This window comes from Mycolicibacterium hippocampi (assembly GCF_010723735.1).
GTDB lineage: Bacteria > Actinomycetota > Actinomycetes > Mycobacteriales > Mycobacteriaceae > Mycobacterium > Mycobacterium hippocampi.
Map to the genome: position 1 here is coordinate 3,226,623 of NZ_BLLB01000002.1, position 18,623 is coordinate 3,245,245.

Below are 18,623 nucleotides of genomic sequence, written 5' to 3' on the forward strand. Positions count from 1 at the left end.
TCAACCGGCGGGCTTCACAGACGTGACGCGACCTGCATCGCCGTCCCGGTTGTGATGGGATTTGACGTTATGGGTATCAAGGTGGCGCTGGAGCACCGCACCAGCTACACGTTCGACCGCCTCATCGAGGTCTATCCACACGTGGTCCGCCTGCGCCCAGCGCCGCACTCACGTACCCCCATCGAGGCCTACTCATTGCAGGTCGAGCCCGCCGACCACTTCGTCAACTGGCAGCAGGACGCATTCGGCAACTTCATGGCCCGGTTGGTCTTCCCGACCCGCACGCGCAGCCTGACCATCACCGTCGGGTTGATCGCCGACCTGAAGGTGATCAACCCGTTCGACTTCTTCATCGAGGATTACGCCGAGTGCGTCGGCTTCGAGTACCCCAAGGCGCTGGCCGAGGATCTCAAGCCCTACCTCCGGCCGGTCGACGAGCACGGCGAGGCGTCCGGGCCGGGTGACCTCGCCGAGGCGTGGGTGCACAATTTCTCTGTCGCCCGCGGCACCCGGACGATCGATTTCCTGGTCGCGCTCAACCGGGCGGTGAACGCCGATGTCGGCTACAGCGTCCGGATGGAACCGGGCGTGCAGACACCGGATTTCACGTTGCGGACGGGGATCGGGTCATGCCGGGACTCGGCGTGGCTGCTGGTGTCGATCCTGCGCCAGATGGGTCTGGCGGCCAGATTTGTCTCCGGGTACCTGGTCCAGCTGACTTCCGACGTGGAAGCGCTGGACGGGCCGTCGGGCCCGGCAGCGGACTTCACCGATCTGCACGCCTGGACCGAGGTGTACATCCCGGGCGCCGGGTGGATCGGCCTGGATCCCACCTCGGGCCTGTTCGCCGGCGAGGGTCACATCCCGTTGTCGGCCACGCCGCATCCCGAGTCGGCGGCACCCATCACCGGCTCGACCGAACCGTGCGAGACCACGCTGGAGTTCACCAACGTGGTCACGCGGGTGCACGAGGATCCGCGTGTCACGCTGCCCTACAACGACGAGTCATGGGCGCAGATCCAAGCTCTCGGGGCACGGGTCGACGACCGCCTGGCCGCCGGTGACGTCCGGCTCACCGTGGGCGGCGAACCCACCTTCGTCTCGATCGACAATCAGGTCGACCCGGAGTGGACCACCGACGCGGACGGTCCGCACAAGCGCGAACGAGCCTCGGCCCTGGCGGCGCGGCTGAAGGCGTTGTGGGCGCCCCAGGGGCTGGTGCAGCGCAGTCAGGGCAAGTGGTACCCGGGAGAGCTGCTGCCGCGCTGGCAGATCGGGCTGTTCTGGCGCACCGACGGAAAACCACTGTGGACCGACGAAGCGCTGCTGGCCGACCCGTGGGCCGAACAGCCGCAGGCTCCCTCGCTCGATCCCGACACGGCCCGGCAACTCCTCGCCGCCATCGCCGAAGGGCTGGGGCTGCCCGACAGCCAGGTCCGCCCGGCGTTCGAGGACCCGCTGAGCAGACTGGCGGATGCGGTGCGCCAACCCGAGGGGGACCCGGTCGCCGGGGAGGACGACCTGGCCTCCGACAGCCCGCGGGCCCGCGCGGCACTGTTGGCTCGTCTCGAGTCCGCGGTCACCGAACCCGCGGCGTACGTACTCCCGTTGCATCGCCTCGAAGACGGGTCGGCCTGGGCCAGCGCCGACTGGAGGTTGCGTCGGGGGCGCATCGTGCTGCTCGACGGTGATTCGCCCGCGGGCCTGCGGCTGCCACTGAAGTCCATCAGCTGGGAACCGCCGCCGGTGACCTTCGACGCCGATCCGATGGAGTCCCGGCCGCCGCTGCGGGACCCCGCCGCCGAGACCGAGGACGACGCGGCGGTGGTCGAGGATGCCGACCCGATGCCGACCACCGCCCTGGTCGGCGAGGTCCGCGAAGGCGTCCTGTATGTGTTCCTGCCGCCCACCGAGGAACTGGACGACTTCGTCGACCTGATCCATCGGATCGAGGCCGCCGCGGCCAAGGTCGGCTCCCCGCTGGTGGTCGAGGGATACGGTCCGCCGACAGATGTCCGGCTGCAGTCGATGTCGGTCACGCCGGACCCGGGCGTCATTGAGGTCAATGTGGCGCCGACGTCCAGCTTCGCCGAGCAGCGCGAGCAACTGGAAGGGCTGTACGCCCAGGCTCGTCTGGCACGCCTGTCCACCGAGGCCTTCGACGTCGACGGCACCCACGGCGGCACCGGGGGAGGCAACCACATCACCCTCGGCGGTATCACCCCCGCCGATTCGCCGCTGCTGCGGCGTCCCGATCTGCTGGTCTCGCTGCTGACGTACTGGCAGCGTCATCCGTCACTGTCGTACCTGTTCGCCGGCAGGTTCATCGGCACGACATCGCAGGCGCCGCGCGTCGACGAGGGCCGCCCGGACTCGATCTACGAACTCGAGATCGCCTTCGCCGAGATCGCGCGGCTGTCAAAATCCGAAGGTGGTCCGAGGCAGGATCATGGTCGCTCCGCAAGCGTCCCTCCGGATCATGGTCGCTCCGCAAGCTCCGCTCCGTGGATTCCCGACAGGGCCCTGCGCCATCTTCTCACCGACATCACCGGCAACACCCATCGTGCCGAGTTCTGCATCGACAAGCTCTACAGCCCGGACAGTCCCCGCGGCAGGCTCGGACTTCTCGAGCTGCGCGGGTTCGAGATGCCGCCGCACTACCAGATGGCCATGGTGCAGTCGCTGCTGGTGCGATCTCTGGTCGCCTGGTTCTGGGACGAGCCGCTACGCGCCCCGCTGATCCGCCACGGCGCCAACCTGCACGGCCGGTACCTGTTGCCGCACTTCCTGATTCAAGACATCGCGGAGGTGGCCGCGGACCTGCGGGCCCACGGCATCGATTTCGACACCAGCTGGCTGGATCCGTTCACCGAGTTCCGGTTCCCGCGCATCGGGACCGCGGTGTTCGGGGGCGTGGAGATCGAGTTGCGCGGCGCCATCGAGCCGTGGAACGTGCTGGGCGAGGAGTCCACGGCGGGCGGCACCACCCGCTACGTCGACTCCTCGGTCGAACGGATCCAGGTCCGGCTGATCGGCGCCGACCGACAGCGCTACATCGTCACCGTCAACGGCCACCCGATCCCGATGCTGGCCACCGACAACCCCGACGTCCAGGTAGGTGGGGTGCGTTATCGAGCCTGGCAGCCGCCCAGCGCGCTGCACCCGACGATCACCGTCGATGGGCCGCTACGGTTCGAACTCGTCGATTCCGCATCCGGGGTGTCCCGGGGCGGCTGCACCTACCACGTCTCCCACCCGGGTGGACGGGCGTACGACGCCCCGCCGGTCAACGCCGTCGAGGCCGAGTCGCGGCGTGGTCGCCGCTTCGAGGCGAGTGGTTTCACGCCGGGCAAGGCCGACCTGACCGGTCTGCGGGAGAAGCAGGCACGTCAGTCGACCGACGTGGGCGCGCCGGGGATCTTGGATCTGCGGCGAGTGCGTACCGTGCTGCAGTAATGGCACTTCCCGCAACAGGTCCGGCACCCCGGTCGGGCGCCGGGTCCCTCGACTTCGACAACCCGCTGGCGCCCTACCGCACCATGCGGGCCCAGCCGGCACTGTTCGACGTCCAGCCGACCCTGCGGGACCCGGGACCCGGTTACGACGAATTCGTTGACGAGGCAGGCGAGGTCCGGCCCGCCTGGCAGGAACTCGCGGACTGTCTGAACGAGCGTGGCCGCGGCGGACTCGACCGACTGCGGGCCGTGGTGCGCAGCCTGGTGGACAACGACGGCATCACCTTCATCCAGGTCGATCACAACGGCGAGGCGATCACCAACGGAGACGGCACGGCGGTGCCCGGGCCCTGGCAGCTCGACGCACTGCCGCTGGTGATCTCCGCCGCGGACTGGGACACACTCGAAGCCGGGCTGGTGCAGCGTTCGAGGCTGCTGGATGCCGTCCTGACCGACCTGTACGGGGAGCGGCGCTCGGTCACCAGCGGCGTGCTGCCACCCCAGCTGTTGTTCGCCCATCCCGGCTATGTGCGGGCCGCCCGAGGCATCGAGGTACCGGGCCGCCACCAGCTTTTCCTGCACGGATGTGACATCAGCCGGTCCTCGTCGGGCGAGTTCCTGGTCAACGCCGACTGGACGCAGGCGCCCTCCGGGGCCGGGTATGCGCTCGCGGACCGGCGTGTTGTCGCGCACGCCATCCCGGACCTCTACGAACAGATCGGGCCGCGCCCGGCCTCGCCGTGGGCCCAGGCGCTGCGGCTGGCCCTGGTCGACGCCGCCCCCGAATCGGCCGAGGAGCCGGTGGTGGTGGTGCTGAGCCCGGGCATCTTCTCCGAGACCGCGTTCGACCAGGCCTACCTCGCCAGTGTGCTGGGCTTCCCGCTTGTCGAGAGCGCCGACCTGGTGGTCCGCGAGGGCAAACTGTGGATGCGGTCCATGGGCACGCTGAACCGGGTGGACGTGGTGCTGCGCCGGGTCGACGCCGACTTCGTCGATCCCCTGGACCTGCGTGCGGATTCCCGGCTCGGGGTGGTGGGACTGGTCGAGGTGCTGCGCCGGGGCGCGGTGACGGTGGTCAACACCATCGGAAGTGGGGTGCTGGAAAGCCCTGGGCTACTTCGATTCCTGCCCGAACTGGCCGAGGAGTTGCTAGGCGAGACGCCGCTGCTGCAAACCGCGCCTGTCTACTGGGGCGGCATCGACGTGGAGCGCTCCCACCTGCTGACCAACCTGTCCTCCCTGTTGATCCGACCGGTCACCGGGGGCGAACCCATCGTCGGCCCGGAACTGTCGGCGGCGCAGCTCGAGGAGCTGGCGGCCCGCATCGAAGCCGACCCATGGCAGTGGACCGGGCAGGAGCTACCGCAGTTCTCCTCGGCCCCTTCCGATTACCGCCCCGGCGGGCTGTCGTCTGCCAGCGTCGGGATGCGGTTGTTCACGGTGGCTCAGCACAGCGGCTACGCGCCGATGATCGGTGGTCTGGGCTATCTGCTGGCATCGGGGTCCGCCGCCTACCGCCTCAACACCGTTGCGGCCAAGGATATCTGGGTTCGTACCCCGACGCGGGTGACGGCGGAGGTGGCGACGGCACCGCAGGTCGAGGTGCCCGAGGAGACCGTGGTCGCCGAGCTGCCGTCGTTGGTCACCTCGAGTCCGACGCATGCGATCAGTTCGCCCCGTGTGCTGTCGGATCTGTTCTGGATCGGCCGGTACGCCGAGCGCGCGGAGAACATGGCCCGGCTGCTGACGGTCACCCGCGAGCGCTATCACGAGTATCGCTATCGGCGCGCGCTGGCCGGCAGCGAATGTGTGCCGGTGTTGCTTACGGCACTGGGCCGGATCACCGGGACTGATACCGGCGCCAGCGGGGACTATGCCGAGTTGGTGGCGACGGCGCCGACCACGCTGTGGTCACTGACCGCCGATCGCTACCGCCCCGGTTCGCTCGCCCAGTCCGTGGAGCGTCTCAGTCTGGCCGCCCGGGCGGTCCGGGACCAGATGTCCAACGACACCTGGATGGTGCTCTCCGCCCTCGAGCGCGCGCTGCTGCACAGCCCCGAGACCCCGCCGGATTCTCGCGCCGAGGGTGATGCGTTCCTGTCGTCGACGAACACCCTGACGCTGGCGGGCATGCTCGCGCTCTCCGGGGTGGTCGCCGAATCGATGGTGCACGACGTCGGTTGGACGATGATGGACATCGGCAAACGGATCGAGCGCGGGCTTGCACTCACCGCGCTGCTGCGGGCCACGCTGACCAAAGCCCGGCTACCCGATGCAGAGCAGACGATCACCGAGTCGACCCTGATCGCGTGCGAATCGCTGGTGATCTACCGCAGGCGCAATCCCGGCACGGTCAGCATCGCCGGGGTCGCCGAACTGGTGTTGTTCGACGCGGACAACCCGCGATCGCTGGTCTACCAGCTGGAGCGGCTGCGCACCGACCTCAAAGCGCTGCCCGGCGCATCGGGGTCGTCACGGCCGGAACGGATGGTCGACGAGATCGCCACCCGGCTGCGCCGCATCGAGCCGGCCGAGCTGGAGGAGGTCACCTCCGAGGGGGCACGCGACGAACTCGAGGGACTCCTCACCGGGATCCATCGTGACCTGCGTGAGTTGTCGGGCGTCATCACCGCCACCCACCTGTCGCTGCCCGGCGGCATGCAGCCGCTGTGGGGTCCCGACGCTCGACGGGTGATGCCGTGACCGCGTTCCCGGACGGTCCCACCGCATCGGTGACGAGCCGGTGCTACGAGGTCACCCACCGCACCGAGTATCGATACTCCGATGTGGTCACCAGTTCCTACGGCCGGGGCTTTCTCATCCCACGGGACTCGGCGCGCCAGCGATGCCTGTTCCACGAGTTGGTGATCGAACCGGAGGCCGCCGACAGCTCCACCAGCCGTGACGCGTACGGCAACCTGAGTGCGTACTTCCATGTCATCGAGCGGCACCGCAAACTCCGTATCACCAGCCGTTCGGTCGTCGAGGTCGACGCGCCGCCACCGGACCTCTACCAGGGCCCGTCGGCGGTGGCGCCCTGGGAGATCGCCCGCCCGGTCGGCACCGACGGGGCACTGGCCACCGAGTTCACGCTGGACCTGCAACCCCCGGAGATCACCGAGGAACTGCGCGCCTACGCGGCACCGAGTTTCACGGCCGGTCGGCCGCTGATCGAGGTGCTGCGCGACCTGACGTCGCGGATCTACACGGACTTCACCTATCGGTCGGGATCGACGACGGTGTCCACCAAGGTGAGCGAGGTTTTGGCGGCCCGAGAAGGGGTATGTCAGGACTTCGCGCGGCTCGCGATCGCCTGCCTGCGTGCCAACGGTCTGGCCGCCAGCTACGTCTCCGGTTATCTGGCGACCGACCCTCCGCCCGGGAAGGAACGCATGGTGGGTATCGACGCGACACACGCCTGGGCATCGGTGTGGACGCCTCAGAACCTGTGGCTCGGCCTGGACCCGACGAACAATCAGATGGTTGACGAGCGCTACGTCACAGTGGGGTTCGGTCGTGACTACGCCGACGTGCCCCCGCTGCGCGGAATCATCTACACCGACTCGGAGCGCAGCGTCATCGACGTCGCCGTCGACGTGGCGCCCTGCACCGGGGGAGTGCTCGATGCGTGACTTCAACTGTCCCAACTGTGGTCAGCGGCTGTCCTTCGAGAACTCGGTGTGCCTGAATTGTAAGAGTTCGCTTGGGTTTTCGCTCGACGATATGGCGCTTCTGGTCATCGCCCCGCCCGCCGAGAGCGAGCACGCCGGCGCGGTCGACGAGAGTCAGTACCGGCTGTGCGCGAATCTGCATCTGGCCGAGTGCAACTGGCTCGTGGAGAAAGGGCCGGTCGCCAGGCTCTGCGCGTCCTGCGCGCTGACCCGCACCCGGCCCAACGACGCCGACACCGTGGCACTGGCGTCGTTCGCTGCCGCTGAGAAGGCCAAGCGCAGACTGATCGCCGAGCTCCACGAGTTGAAGCTGCCGATCGTCGGCCGCGACCAGGATCCCGAGTACGGGCTGGCGTTCGACCTGCTGTCCAGCCACTTCGAGAAGGTCTTCACCGGCCACGACAACGGCGTCATCACACTCGATCTCGCCGAGGGCGACGATGTCCACCGCGAACAGCTGCGCATCTCGATGGACGAGCCGTACCGCACGCTGCTCGGCCACTTCCGCCACGAGATCGGGCATTACTACCAGTATCGGCTCATCGGGACCTCGCCTGACTACCTGCAGCGCTACCACGAGCTGTTCGGCGATCCCAACGCCGACTACCAGGCTGCGCTCGACCGGCATTACAGCCAGGGGGCACCCGCCGGCTGGGAGAACGACTTCGTCTCCTCCTATGCGACGATGCACCCGGCTGAGGACTGGGCCGAGACGTTCGCCCACTATCTGCACATCCGTGACACCCTCGACACCGCGGCCGCGTTCGGGATGGCCGCCGCCAGTGCCACCTTCGAACGCAAAGTGCTCGGGCCCAGTGGGTTCGACACCATGATCGAGATGTGGCTGCCGCTGGCGTGGGCGCTGAACATGGTGAACCGCTCGATGGGCAAGGACGACCTCTATCCGTTCGTGCTGCCCCCGGCGGTGCTGGAGAAGATGCGGTTCATCCACACCGTCATCGACGAGATCACCTCCAGCCCCGCCAAACTCGCCGAGGTCGGCGCGCCGGTGCAGGACCAGGGCCAGCAGCTGAGTTAGGCGTCGAGGGCCGGTGCCCATGGCGGCGATCAGGTCTTCGGTCGTCGAGTCATCATAGAAGGGATAGCCCTTTTTCGCCGACCCGGTTGGCAGTCAGCTTGTCGGACAACCTGTCACGACGACTCAACGGCATGGGCGATCTCCGGCTCCACCAGCGTGATGGTCCCCGCGGCGCCGTCGACGCGCACTCGGGCTCCGGTGTGCAGTCGTGTCAGCACGTCGGCGATCCCGGCCACCGCGGGGATACCGTACTCCCGGGCCACCAGCGCACCGTGTGACACCACCCCGCCGACCTCCATCACCAAGGCCCCGGCGAGCAGGAACAGCGGGGTCCAGCCGGGATCGGTGCTGGCCGCGACGATCACCTCGCCCGCCTGCAGGTTCGCACCCACCGGCGAGTCCAGCACGCGGACAGTGCCTTCATGAATCCCTGGCGACAGAGGGGTGCCGATCAGCACCTGCGAGCTCGGGGAGGGCCGCGCTGCGGCCGACCCGTAGACCACCTCCCCGTCACTGGTCAGTACGCGCGGGACCAGGCGACGGCCCAGCTCGCGCTGGAACGTGCGACGGTTGCTCCGGGTGAGTGCGCGGACGTCGCGCGGCTGACCGGCCAGGGCGGCGCGCACGTCGGCACCGTCGAGGAAGAACACGTCGTCGACGTCATCGAGCAGGCCCCGGTCGACCAATGTGACAGCACACCGTTGCAGGGTGCGCCGGCCGAGGGCCATCGCGCGCACCATGTCGAACTTGGGTCGCTCACGAAGCCCGCCGAGCTCACGGTGGCGGCCGAGCAAGCTTCTCAACACCGCGGCACGCAGCGGGCCCTTCGTCCGGCGGACGTCGGAAACCAGTGTCGCGGCAGCTGTGGCGGCCTGCTCCGCGCCGGTCTCGAAGGTGTCCAGCGCACCAGAATGCAGATATCCGTCGATGAGCTCCATCACGTACGTCGGGTCGTCGGAGAGCCGGGGCAGACCCAGATCGATCTCGCGATCCGGGGCGCGATGTCCGAAGGTGGTCAGGAACTCGACCATTCCTGGGCTGGTCGCGCTCGGCTCGACGCCGGCGGCGGCGTGTTCGCGCGCCATTGCGGCGAGCGCGGCACCCATGGCAATTGTCGGGTCGTGCGGCAGCCACCGCAGCAGCGGCTCGAACCCCTGCGTCGAACCCAGCCAGCGACGCACCAAGTGCTCGATGACGGCTCGTGTCAACCACTCGCCGTACGCAGCGGCCAGCTCGCCCAACAACATGTCACACGTCGCCGCAGGCAGACTGCGTTCGACGAAGTCCAGCTGTTCAGTGGGCGACGACAGGCCGTCGGCGTGCCGCTCCAGACGCTCCAGTACCTCGTCTGCGCCCGCGATCAGGCGGCGACGCGAGCGGGCCGGAACGGCTACCGAGGCCACCACACCCGACAGCATGGACGGGATCCACACGACGAGCCCGCGCGGAAGGGCCGACCTGCCCGAAGGCGCCAGACGATCGCGGTTCTGCGACAACCACTTCCGCAATGCCGCACTCCCGGTCGGATCCTTCAGCCCGAAGTTGGCCACCATCCGCGCCGCCAACCGGGGCCGCTGCAGGACGGGTGTGGCGTCGAGGAACACCCGGTACGCCACGATCGGCAGCCAGTCGGGTGGGCGGTCGATCTCCCGGGGACGTCGACCCGAGGCCCAGAACCGGAACCAGCCGCTGACCATCGCCCGGAAGAACGTGTTACCCGCCGGGGTCATCGGCTCGGCGATGCCCTGGGCGAACAGCATGACCGGCACATACACCCGCAGACCGGACCCGGTGACAGGTGGCACAGGGAACAGCGACGTGATCGGCCGGGATTGCAGCAGCCAGAAGCGTTCGCCGTGCATGGCCCACTCGACATCCTGTGGCACTCCGAAGATCCGGGCCGCACGCAACCCCAGATCGACCAGGGTGTCGAGTTGTTCGGGTGTGAGCAGCGCGCGTCGTGGGCCCGATATCATCCGGCGGGTGGGCGCGTCGACGATCCAGCGGTCCGGCGTTGTTGCGCCGCTCACCACCGCATCACCGAGCCCGGCTGCAGCCTCGATAACCACGCGATCGCGCCGCCCCGACATCGGATCCGCGGTGAACAGCACGCCGGCCACCTCGGCGGGCACCATGGGCTGCACCACGACCGCAACCGAGAGGTTCTCGTGTCCGATGCCCTGGTGGTCCCGGTAGGCGATCGCGCGTGGGGTCCACAGTGACGACCAACATCGGCGCACTGCTTCGCATAGGGCTTCCGCGCCAACGATATTCAGTTCCGTGTCCTGTTGGCCGGCGAAGCTGGCCTCGGGCAGGTCCTCGGCTGTCGCCGATGAGCGGACGGCCACCGGCGGCCGACCGAGCGCGTTATGGGCGGCCACGATCTCAGCGCGCAGCCCGTCAGACATCGGCACGGATTCGAAAGCCCGGCGCAGACGCGTGGACGCTGCGGCGACGGCATCCGGGTCGGTGTCCAGGTCGGCCATCTCCCGCCGGATCAGGGTGTCGAGCTGATGGTCACGGACGAACTTGCGGTAGGCCGCGGTCAGCACCACAAAGCCCGGTGGTACTCGCAGACCGGCCTGCAGCAGCACGGCGAGGTTGGCGCCCTTGCCGCCGGTACGACCGGGATCGGTCGCCTCGGAATCGGTCAGCTGGCAGATCATCGCGGCGGTCATGGTTGGCGAACGTACCGATCTCGCGCCTCAGCGCGCCAGAGCCGAAAGACCCTGGCTCGTCATTATCTTTCGCCCATCAGTCTCTGCATCACCCGGTGGGCACCGATGACCACTTTGGCCCGATCCGGATCGTTGCGCCGTGCCACGTCGTCGGCATTGCAGCCGGCGATGAACACCGGACCTTGGGGGAGTTGTTCGAGTCCCTCCTTCGCGACGTCGGCCGGATCGGCGACACGCATCCCGGGCACATCGAAGTTCAGTCCGACGCGCTCCATCGCCGGGGTGCGGGTCACCCCGAGGACCAGCTCCAGCACGTGGACGCCGTAGTCGCGCAACTCGAGCCACAGCCCTTCTGCGAAGATTCGCCCGAACGCCTTCACCCCGCCGTAGACGGTATGCCTGTCGGAGCCGAGGTAGCCCGCCATCGACCCGACCATCAGAATTCCGCCGCGACGGCGGTCGCGCATCAAGCGCCCGTAGTGCTGCACCAGCGCCAGCATGGTCCCCACGTTCAGATCGAGCACGCTCCCGAAGTCGGCCAGGTCGCCGTCGAGGAAGCGTTGGCTGCACGTGTTGGCGCCCGCGTTGTAGATCAACAGTCCGACTTCGAGATCCGAGGTCTCGTCGATGATGCGGTCCACCGCGGCGGGGTCGGTGAGGTCGAGAGCCAACTCCCGCACTTCGACACCCTGGGTGCGACAGTCGGCCGCGGTCTGCTGCAGCGGTCCCGACTTGCGGGCGATCAGCACCAGATTCAGCCCCGCGCCGGCCAGCAACCGGGCGAACTCCGCGCCGACACCTTCCGATCCGCCGGCTATCACTGCCCAGGGGCCGTAGCGGGTCAGTTCGGTGCGCACTGAAGACGGTGAATTCACCAGGTCATCCTGCCACTGGCCTACCGGCCGGACGCCGCGGATCGGTCGGCACGCAGGAACGCCCGCCCGCGCGGGGATAACCGGTAGCCGACGTCGAGGCTAACCGTCAGCCCCAGGCTCTTGAGCTGCCGAACCCGGCGCTTGAAGCGCGGCACGTCGATCCCGAGCGTCGCCGCCAGATCGGGAGCCCGACGCGCCTCGTTGGCGGCGATGAGCTCCAGATAGGCCCGCGTCCACGGCTCGGTGGCGGCGTCCCAACGGTCCAAGCGGGCCGCGATCTGCGCGACGTCGTAGTCGGTGAGCGTCTCGGTGGCCGCCAGGTCCGGACGCTCGTCCGGAGCGAGGTAGGACACGTCGATCACATAGGTGTGCGCGGCTGGGCGGCGGTCGAGTTCTGCCTGCGCGGTCTTGGCGTCCGGGTAGCCGGCGGCGCGTGCCTGGGCGGCGGAAACCCGGTAGCTCCCGGGGTGTTCGGTGACCCTGTCGACGCGGATCGTTCCGACCTGGGTGCGCTGGGTGCCGCCCGGCTTGGCGCGCGGCGCATCCCAACGGCGCAGCACCATGGTGATGCTGCCGTCCGCGATTCCTTCCGCGGTGGCACGATTCAGCAACACACGGCGATGCTAGGCCTGCGGCCGTCCGCTCAGAAGACGATGGTCTGATTGCCGTGGCGGATGATTCGGTCTTCGCAGTGCCACAGCACCGCACGTGACAACACCGCACGTTCCACGTCGGCACCGAGGCGAATCAGGTCACCGACGTGGTGGCGGTGGTCCACTCGCACTACGTCCTGCTCGATGATCGGGCCCTCGTCGAGCGTTTCCGTGACGTAGTGGGCGGTCGCGCCGACCAGCTTGACGCCGCGCTCTTTGGCGCGCCGGTAGGGAGCCGCGCCGATGAAGGCGGGCAGGAACGAGTGATGGATGTTGATCAATGGGCAGCCGACGGCTTCCAGGAACGGGGGACTGAGGATCTGCATGTAGCGGGCAAGCACGATCAGGTCGACGTTGCCACTGAGCAGATCGAGCTGACGTTGCTCGGAGCGTGCCCGAACGTCCTGGGAGGCAGGAACGTGGAAGAACGGCACCCCGAACGCGGCCGTCTGATCAGCCAGGTCGGGATGGTTGGAGATCACCATCTCGATCGACATGTCGAGTTCACCGCGACGGTTTCGCCACAGCAGGTCCAGCAGGCAGTGGTCCTCCTTCGACACCATGATCGCCACCCGCTTGGGTGTGGACGCCTGGGTGAGCGCAAAGTCCATACCGAACCGCACGGCTACCCGCGCAGCGAACTCATGTGACAACGCGTCGCACGCGGCGGGCAACCCGGGTAAGTGAAATATGGTGCGCTGCACGAACGTTCCGCCGGACTGCTCGGTCGAATGCTGATCCAGGGAGATGATGTTGGCCCCGGCCAGGGCCAGGAACTCGCTGGTGGCAGCCACCAGTCCCGGACGGTCGCCGCAACGCAACAACAACCGGCCGACATCGGTCCTTACATCGCCACCACCTGATGGTTCCATGTCCGTCGCCTCCGGTCGTCGAATGTCCACCCCTGCAACGCCACTCGGGGGCGCCGGCACAAGCCGACGCCCCCGAGTGTGCCGAACGGCAGGGGCCTCTCACCGGCCCCTGCCGACCGATCTGTTAAGACGAAGCGCCATCGGCCCCATCAGCGCCGCTGGTACCGCCGGCGCCGCTGGAACCGGTTCCTCCGGTGCCGCCGGTGCTCCCGGTGCTCCCGGTGCTGCCGCTCGCGCCGGTGCTTCCGGTTGCGCCGGTGCTGCCGTCGTCGCCGTCCGTGCCGTCGGCCCCGTTGTGGGCGCCGTACCCGGCGTCACCACCGGTGCCGGCTGCTCCGCCTGAGCCACCCTCGCCGCCGAGGCCACCGTCCGCGCCGTCGCCGCCGAGGCCACCGTCGCCGCCGAGGCCGCCTTCGCCGCCTTCGCCGCCGGGGCCGCCGGTTGCGCCCGATCCCCCGGTTCCACCGGTGCCGCCTTCGCCGGTGCCGCCTTCGCCGGTCCCTGCGCCGCCGGCGCCGCCGACTCCGCCGTTGCCGCCGTCGTCGCCGTCACCACCGGTTCCGCCGGTGCCACCGGTTCCGCCGGTGCCACCGTCACCACCGGCCTCGCCTGTTCCGCCGGTGCCGCCTGTTCCGCCGGTGCCGCCTGTTCCGCCGACGCCACCACCGCCGAACAGTCCGCCGGTGCCGCCGTTACCGCCGGCGCCTGCCGGAGTGCCCGCACCACCTGTGCCCCCGACACCAGTGGCGTCTGAGCCATCGGTCCCGGTTCCGCCGGTTCCGCCGGTTCCGCCGGCCTCACCCGCAGCGCCGATTCCGCCGTCGCCGCCGTCGCCGCCGTCGCCGCCGGACCCGACGCCGTTGGTGCTCACGCCTGCGCCACCCGCGCCGCCGGCTCCACCGTCGGTGACGCCTGTTCCGCCGTTGCCGCCGTCACCGCCGTCACCGCCGACGGCCACTCCGTCGATTCCGGTGGTCGATGATGCGCCGCCGGCACCGCCCGCTCCACCGTTGGCGCCCGGGGTGCCGTCGCCACCTGCCGCGCCGGTACCGCCGGTCGCCAGGAGTGCGTCACCTGCGACAGCGCCGCCGGCACCGCCTGCTCCGCCGGGGTTGCCGTCAGATCCGGGAAGTCCGTTGCCACCGGTGACCGTGTCTGCGGCACCTGCGAGGCCCTCCGCGCCGGCCGGTCCGCCCGCGGCCGGGTTGACCCCGTTCGCGCCCGTGGAACCATTTTCCCCGGTCGCTCCCGTCTCGCCGTCGACAGCGGTGCCGGTGCCGGTCTCGCCTGTCGTGCCAAGCGTCCCGTTGCCGCCGTTTCCGCCGTTTCCGCCGTGGCCGACGAGTGCGAACGTCCCGGCATTGCCGCCGTTTCCGCCTGCCGCGGAGGTGCCGCCGTCGCCGCCGTTGCCGCCGTTGCCGAAGAACAAGCCGCCCTGGCCGCCGCTACCGCCTATCTGGCCCGCGGCGCCGGAACCACCGACACCGCCGTAGCCGATCCACAGCCCGCCGTTGCCGCCGTTGGCTCCTGAGCCCAGAGCGCCGTCCTCACCGTTGGAGACGAAGATGTTGACAATCGGGATGTAGCCGAAGACGCCGATGAGGTCATAGAACGGTGCATTGACGGCCCACGTGTGGCCGGGGTCGCACGGGCAGTCTTCGACAATGGCCAAGGCCAGTGCATTTGACGTGAGCGCGAGGGTGTTTCCTGCCCCGAGAAGCCCGACACCTGGCACGCATCCCGCAACAGCGGGGTCGCACTGGCTGGACAACGGTGCCAGTGGCGCGGGGAGGGTCGGCGCGGCCGCTGCGGTACCCGCCGAACCGAGCGCAAAAACCGCGCCTGCTCCGGCTGCTGCAATTCCCGTGGCACATGGGTACACGAAATTTCTCATGTCGAGCTCCTGTCAATTTCTGCTGATCGGGCGTGTGCCCGGATGAATCGGTGGGTGGAACTGGTGACAATTTGTTGATTCGTGACTCCGGGTGCGCCCCCCTCGAAGCACGCCCAGCGAAATGATTGCCCCCCACGTCGTCAAGGGAGAGCGACGTAAAGCTGAATGGTCGATCGGTGCCTCAAAAGCGCATGAAAGGGCAGCGATTGACGATGAAAGCGATAGACGATAAATGCAACGGTGGGCAATTACGACGTAGACGCGGCCGAAATGCCGTGCGAACTTCGTGTGTCATGCGGAGTGTATGAAGGTCCGCACCGTGCTTGGCGACTTCACGTCGCCGTCGCCCCCTTGCGAGCTGAAGACCATCCCTTAGGCCCCAGCCAGATCGAAAAGATCCTCGAGGAGGATCCGTGTATGAACGGACAGTAGGCTTTGCTGGAGGATGTGTCAAGCATCACGTCACGCCTCGCGAGCGAATCCTCGTGGGTGCGCCCGCCGCGCGATTTCCCGGCGTGCCGGCGAGCTGGCCATTGCTGCGGTGTCGCGGAAAAGCTTGACGCCGACCGCCTGATCGAGCAACCGTCGACTGGGTCACCCGGGTGGCCGGCGCCGGTGCGCCCCGGGGTCCGTGGGGGCGATAGATGCCTGCGCGACTGGGTATCTTAAGTGCTGTAAGAGTTGCCTTTTCGACGATGGACGAAAATTGCGAGTGCTCACTGGCGTCTGCGGTGAGGCCCCGACCTCCGGCGACGGTTGACGCATCCGTCACCGGGAGCGATTTCCAGCAACGAACGGTCCGCGCCCGGCGTGGACGCTCGGTTTCGCCCATTTCCGAACCGCTCGCCTGGCACGCCTCAGCAATATCGAAATCTGGTCCGTCACCGAAGTGACATATTTGCCAGATGGCCGTCGTGGTTTTGGTCCCAGTCGCCGTGCTCATGTACGGAAGGGGGCGAGTCGCAGGCGTCGCGGCCATCTCTGTCCTCAAGCCACACAATGAGAAAGCCAGACAGTTTGGGCCGTTGGGGCCCCGGCTCGGACATGCCGGATATTCGTCGCAGAATGCCGTCTGTTTCACCTGCCATCCAAATGAGTTGCGGAGGACATCCCGGGAGGCAGTTCACAAGCAACACGCGGGGACGGTGGTCGCTGCCGGCGGCGCTCTTCCCTACGATCACCGGGTGGCTGATCGCTATGGATCCGACATCCTGGCCGACAATCCGCATCGCGCCCGGCGGCCCCGGTCCACCGAGCAACCGGTGGAGATCGGCATGGTGGTCGAGGACGCGCAGACGGGCTTCGTCGGTGCCGTGGTGCATGTCGAGTACGGCCGAATGCAACTCGAGGACCGGCACGGCCGTACCAAACCGTTTCCGGTCGGACCCGGATACCTGATCGACGGCAAGCCGGTCATCCTCACCGCTCCCAAAAGGCCGATCCCGACGGAGCCGGCCCGCACCGCGTCGGGCTCCGTTGCGGTGGCCGGCGCACGGGCGAAGGTTGCACTGGCCAGCCGCATCTATGTCGAAGGCCGCCACGACGCGGAGTTGGTCGAGCAGGTGTGGGGCGAGGATCTGCGGATCGAGGGCGTGGTGGTCGAGTACCTCGGCGGCGTCGACGACCTGGCCGGCATCGTCTCCGACTTCCGCCCGGGGCCCGGGCGGCGCCTGGGGGTGTTGGTCGACCATCTGGTCGCAGGAAGCAAGGAAGCGCGGATCGCCGACGCCGTCCGCCGCGGTCCGGGCGGGCCCCACACGCTTGTGGTGGGCCATCCCTTCATCGACATCTGGCAGGCGGTCAAACCGGCCCGGCTGGGGATCGCGGCGTGGCCGACGATCCCGAAGGGCCAGGACTGGAAGCACGGCATCTGTACGGCGCTGAACTGGCCCCACCGCGACCAGACCGACATCGCCGCGGCCTGGCGGCGGATTCGCGGCCGGGTGCGGGACTGGACCGACCTGGAGCCGGAGTTGATCGGCCGGGTGGAGGAGCTGATCGACTTCGTGACCCAACCCGCGCAGTGAGGCCGTGGTAAGCAGAAGGCGTGTCCGACAGCCTGTTCGATGTGCCCGGCCGGGAGACGGACGGCGGCGCCGCTGACGCAATCGGGGGCGGGGCGTCGTCGCCGCTGGCGGTGCGGATGCGTCCGGCCTCGCTCGACGAGGTGGTCGGACAGGAGCACCTGCTGAAGCCGAACTCTCCGCTGCGCCGGTTGGTCGAGGGTTCCGGCGCGGCGTCGGTGATCCTGTACGGCCCCCCGGGGACCGGCAAGACGACGCTGGCCTCGTTGATCTCGCAGGCGACCGGCCGGCGTTTCGAGGCGCTCTCGGCGCTGTCCGCGGGGGTCAAAGAGGTCCGTGCGGTCATCGAGACGGCCCGGCTCGGCGCCGTCCGGGGTGGCCAGACGGTGCTGTTCATCGACGAGGTGCACCGGTTCTCCAAGACCCAGCAGGACGCGCTGTTGTCCGCGGTGGAGAACCGGGTGGTGTTGCTCGTCGCCGCCACCACCGAGAACCCGTCGTTCTCCGTGGTGGCTCCGCTGCTGAGTCGCTCGTTGATTCTGCAGTTGCAGCCGCTGACCGCCGAGGACATCGCCACGGTGATCCGCCGTGCCATCGACGACGAGCGCGGCCTCGGCGGGCGGGTCCGGGTCGCCGACGACGCGGTCGACCTGCTGGTGCAGCTGTCCGCGGGTGATGCGCGCCGAGCGCTGACCGCGCTGGAGGTCGCCGCTGAAACAGGTGACGAGGTGACTGTCGACATCATCGAGCAGTCATTGGACCGGGCGGCGGTGCGCTACGACCGCGACGGCGATCAGCACTACGACGTCGTCAGCGCGTTCATCAAGTCGATCCGGGGTTCCGACGTCGACGCAGCGCTGCACTATCTGGCGCGCATGCTGGTGGCGGGGGAGGACCCGCGGTTCGTGGCCCGGCGCCTGGTGATCCTCGCGAGCGAGGACATCGGGATGGCTGATCCGTCGGCGCTGCAGACCGCCGTCGCTGCCGCACACACCGTGCAGTTGATCGGCATGCCGGAAGCGCAACTGACGCTGGCGCACGCCACTGTGCATTTGGCGACGGCGCCCAAGTCCAACGCCGTGACGACGGCGCTCGGTGCGGCCATGGCCGATATCCGGGCGGGCAAGGCGGGTCTGGTGCCCGCCCATCTACGCGACGGGCACTACTCGGGCGCCTCGAAGCTCGGCAACGCCATCGGGTACCGGTACTCGCACGACGTCCCCGACGGGGTGGTGGCACAGCAGTACCCGCCGGACGAGTTGGTGGGGGTTGACTACTACCGGCCCACCGCGCGTGGCGTCGAGCGGGAGATCTCCACCAGGCTGGAGAAGCTGCGCGCCATCATCCGTCGCAGCCGCTGACCGCAGAATTCAGGCAGGGACTCGCGGGCTCCGCAGAGATCGAAACCCGACTTTTGCAGGCGCGCACCCGCACTTTCCCTGCAAAAGTCGGCTCTGGACGG

General features: G+C 68.5%; 11 protein-coding genes. 6 read left to right on the forward strand and 5 right to left on the reverse strand.

What is annotated here, in order from left to right:
- The first annotated feature begins 69 nt into the window (after window positions 1-69).
- Genes G6N53_RS16720 through G6N53_RS16735 form a run of 4 tightly spaced genes read left to right on the forward strand, consistent with a single transcriptional unit; the run spans window position 70 to window position 8,165 of the window.
- Complete coding sequence (locus G6N53_RS16720) at window positions 70-3,456, forward strand: transglutaminase family protein (protein WP_163890213.1); 3,387 nt, start codon at window positions 70-72, stop codon at window positions 3,454-3,456.
- Complete coding sequence (locus G6N53_RS16725) at window positions 3,456-6,158, forward strand: circularly permuted type 2 ATP-grasp protein (RefSeq protein ID WP_163890215.1); 2,703 nt, start codon at window positions 3,456-3,458, stop codon at window positions 6,156-6,158. The genes G6N53_RS16720 and G6N53_RS16725 overlap by 1 nt, the downstream gene beginning before the upstream one ends.
- Window positions 6,155-7,087, forward strand: coding sequence for a transglutaminase family protein (locus G6N53_RS16730; protein ID WP_163890217.1), 933 nt, complete (start codon window positions 6,155-6,157; stop codon window positions 7,085-7,087). The genes G6N53_RS16725 and G6N53_RS16730 overlap by 4 nt, the downstream gene beginning before the upstream one ends.
- Window positions 7,080-8,165, forward strand: coding sequence for a zinc-binding metallopeptidase family protein (locus G6N53_RS16735; RefSeq protein WP_163890219.1), 1,086 nt, complete (start codon window positions 7,080-7,082; stop codon window positions 8,163-8,165). The genes G6N53_RS16730 and G6N53_RS16735 overlap by 8 nt, the downstream gene beginning before the upstream one ends.
- 113 nt (window positions 8,166-8,278) lie before the next feature.
- Here G6N53_RS16735 and G6N53_RS16740 read toward each other — a convergent pair whose 3' ends face one another.
- From G6N53_RS16740 to G6N53_RS16760, 5 genes are all read right to left on the reverse strand, one after another.
- Complete coding sequence (locus tag G6N53_RS16740; RefSeq protein ID WP_163890221.1) at window positions 8,279-10,843, reverse strand: PEP/pyruvate-binding domain-containing protein; 2,565 nt, start codon at window positions 10,841-10,843, stop codon at window positions 8,279-8,281.
- Between the two features lie 62 nt (window positions 10,844-10,905).
- Entirely contained in the window at window positions 10,906-11,718 is an 813-nt protein-coding gene (locus tag G6N53_RS16745) for an SDR family NAD(P)-dependent oxidoreductase (protein ID WP_237166544.1), read from the reverse strand.
- Window positions 11,719-11,738: 20 nt separating this feature from the next.
- Window positions 11,739-12,332, reverse strand: a complete 594-nt coding sequence (locus G6N53_RS16750) for a hypothetical protein (RefSeq protein WP_163890223.1) — start codon at window positions 12,330-12,332, stop codon at window positions 11,739-11,741.
- Between the two features lie 29 nt (window positions 12,333-12,361).
- Window positions 12,362-13,243, reverse strand: coding sequence for a formyltetrahydrofolate deformylase (gene purU, locus G6N53_RS16755; RefSeq protein WP_163890225.1), 882 nt, complete (start codon window positions 13,241-13,243; stop codon window positions 12,362-12,364).
- A gap of 124 nt (window positions 13,244-13,367) precedes the next feature.
- On the reverse strand, window positions 13,368-14,915 hold the full coding sequence (locus G6N53_RS16760; protein WP_205390397.1) for a PE family protein: 1,548 nt from the start codon (window positions 14,913-14,915) through the stop codon (window positions 13,368-13,370).
- Window positions 14,916-16,321: 1,406 nt separating this feature from the next.
- Here G6N53_RS16760 and G6N53_RS16765 point away from each other — a divergent pair.
- Together G6N53_RS16765 and G6N53_RS16770 are read left to right on the forward strand one after the other, a co-directional pair.
- The gene (locus G6N53_RS16765) at window positions 16,322-17,164 is read left to right on the forward strand and encodes a DUF3097 domain-containing protein (protein WP_163890229.1); all 843 of its coding nucleotides are present in this window, start codon (window positions 16,322-16,324) and stop codon (window positions 17,162-17,164) included.
- 20 nt (window positions 17,165-17,184) lie between these two features.
- The gene (locus G6N53_RS16770) at window positions 17,185-18,522 is read left to right on the forward strand and encodes a replication-associated recombination protein A (RefSeq protein ID WP_163890232.1); all 1,338 of its coding nucleotides are present in this window, start codon (window positions 17,185-17,187) and stop codon (window positions 18,520-18,522) included.
- Window positions 18,523-18,623: the final 101 nt, after the last annotated feature.

Bases quoted from the DNA above. Each gene is read 5' to 3' on its own strand.
- G6N53_RS16720 (WP_163890213.1), top strand. From the start codon at position 70: ATGGGTATCAAGGTGGCGCTGGAGCACCGCACCAGCTACACGTTCGAC.
- G6N53_RS16725 (WP_163890215.1), top strand. From the start codon at position 3,456: ATGGCACTTCCCGCAACAGGTCCGGCACCCCGGTCGGGCGCCGGGTCC.
- G6N53_RS16735 (WP_163890219.1), top strand. From the start codon at position 7,080: ATGCGTGACTTCAACTGTCCCAACTGTGGTCAGCGGCTGTCCTTCGAG.
- G6N53_RS16740 (WP_163890221.1), bottom strand. From the start codon at position 10,843: ATGACCGCCGCGATGATCTGCCAGCTGACCGATTCCGAGGCGACCGAT.
- purU (WP_163890225.1), bottom strand. From the start codon at position 13,243: ATGGAACCATCAGGTGGTGGCGATGTAAGGACCGATGTCGGCCGGTTG.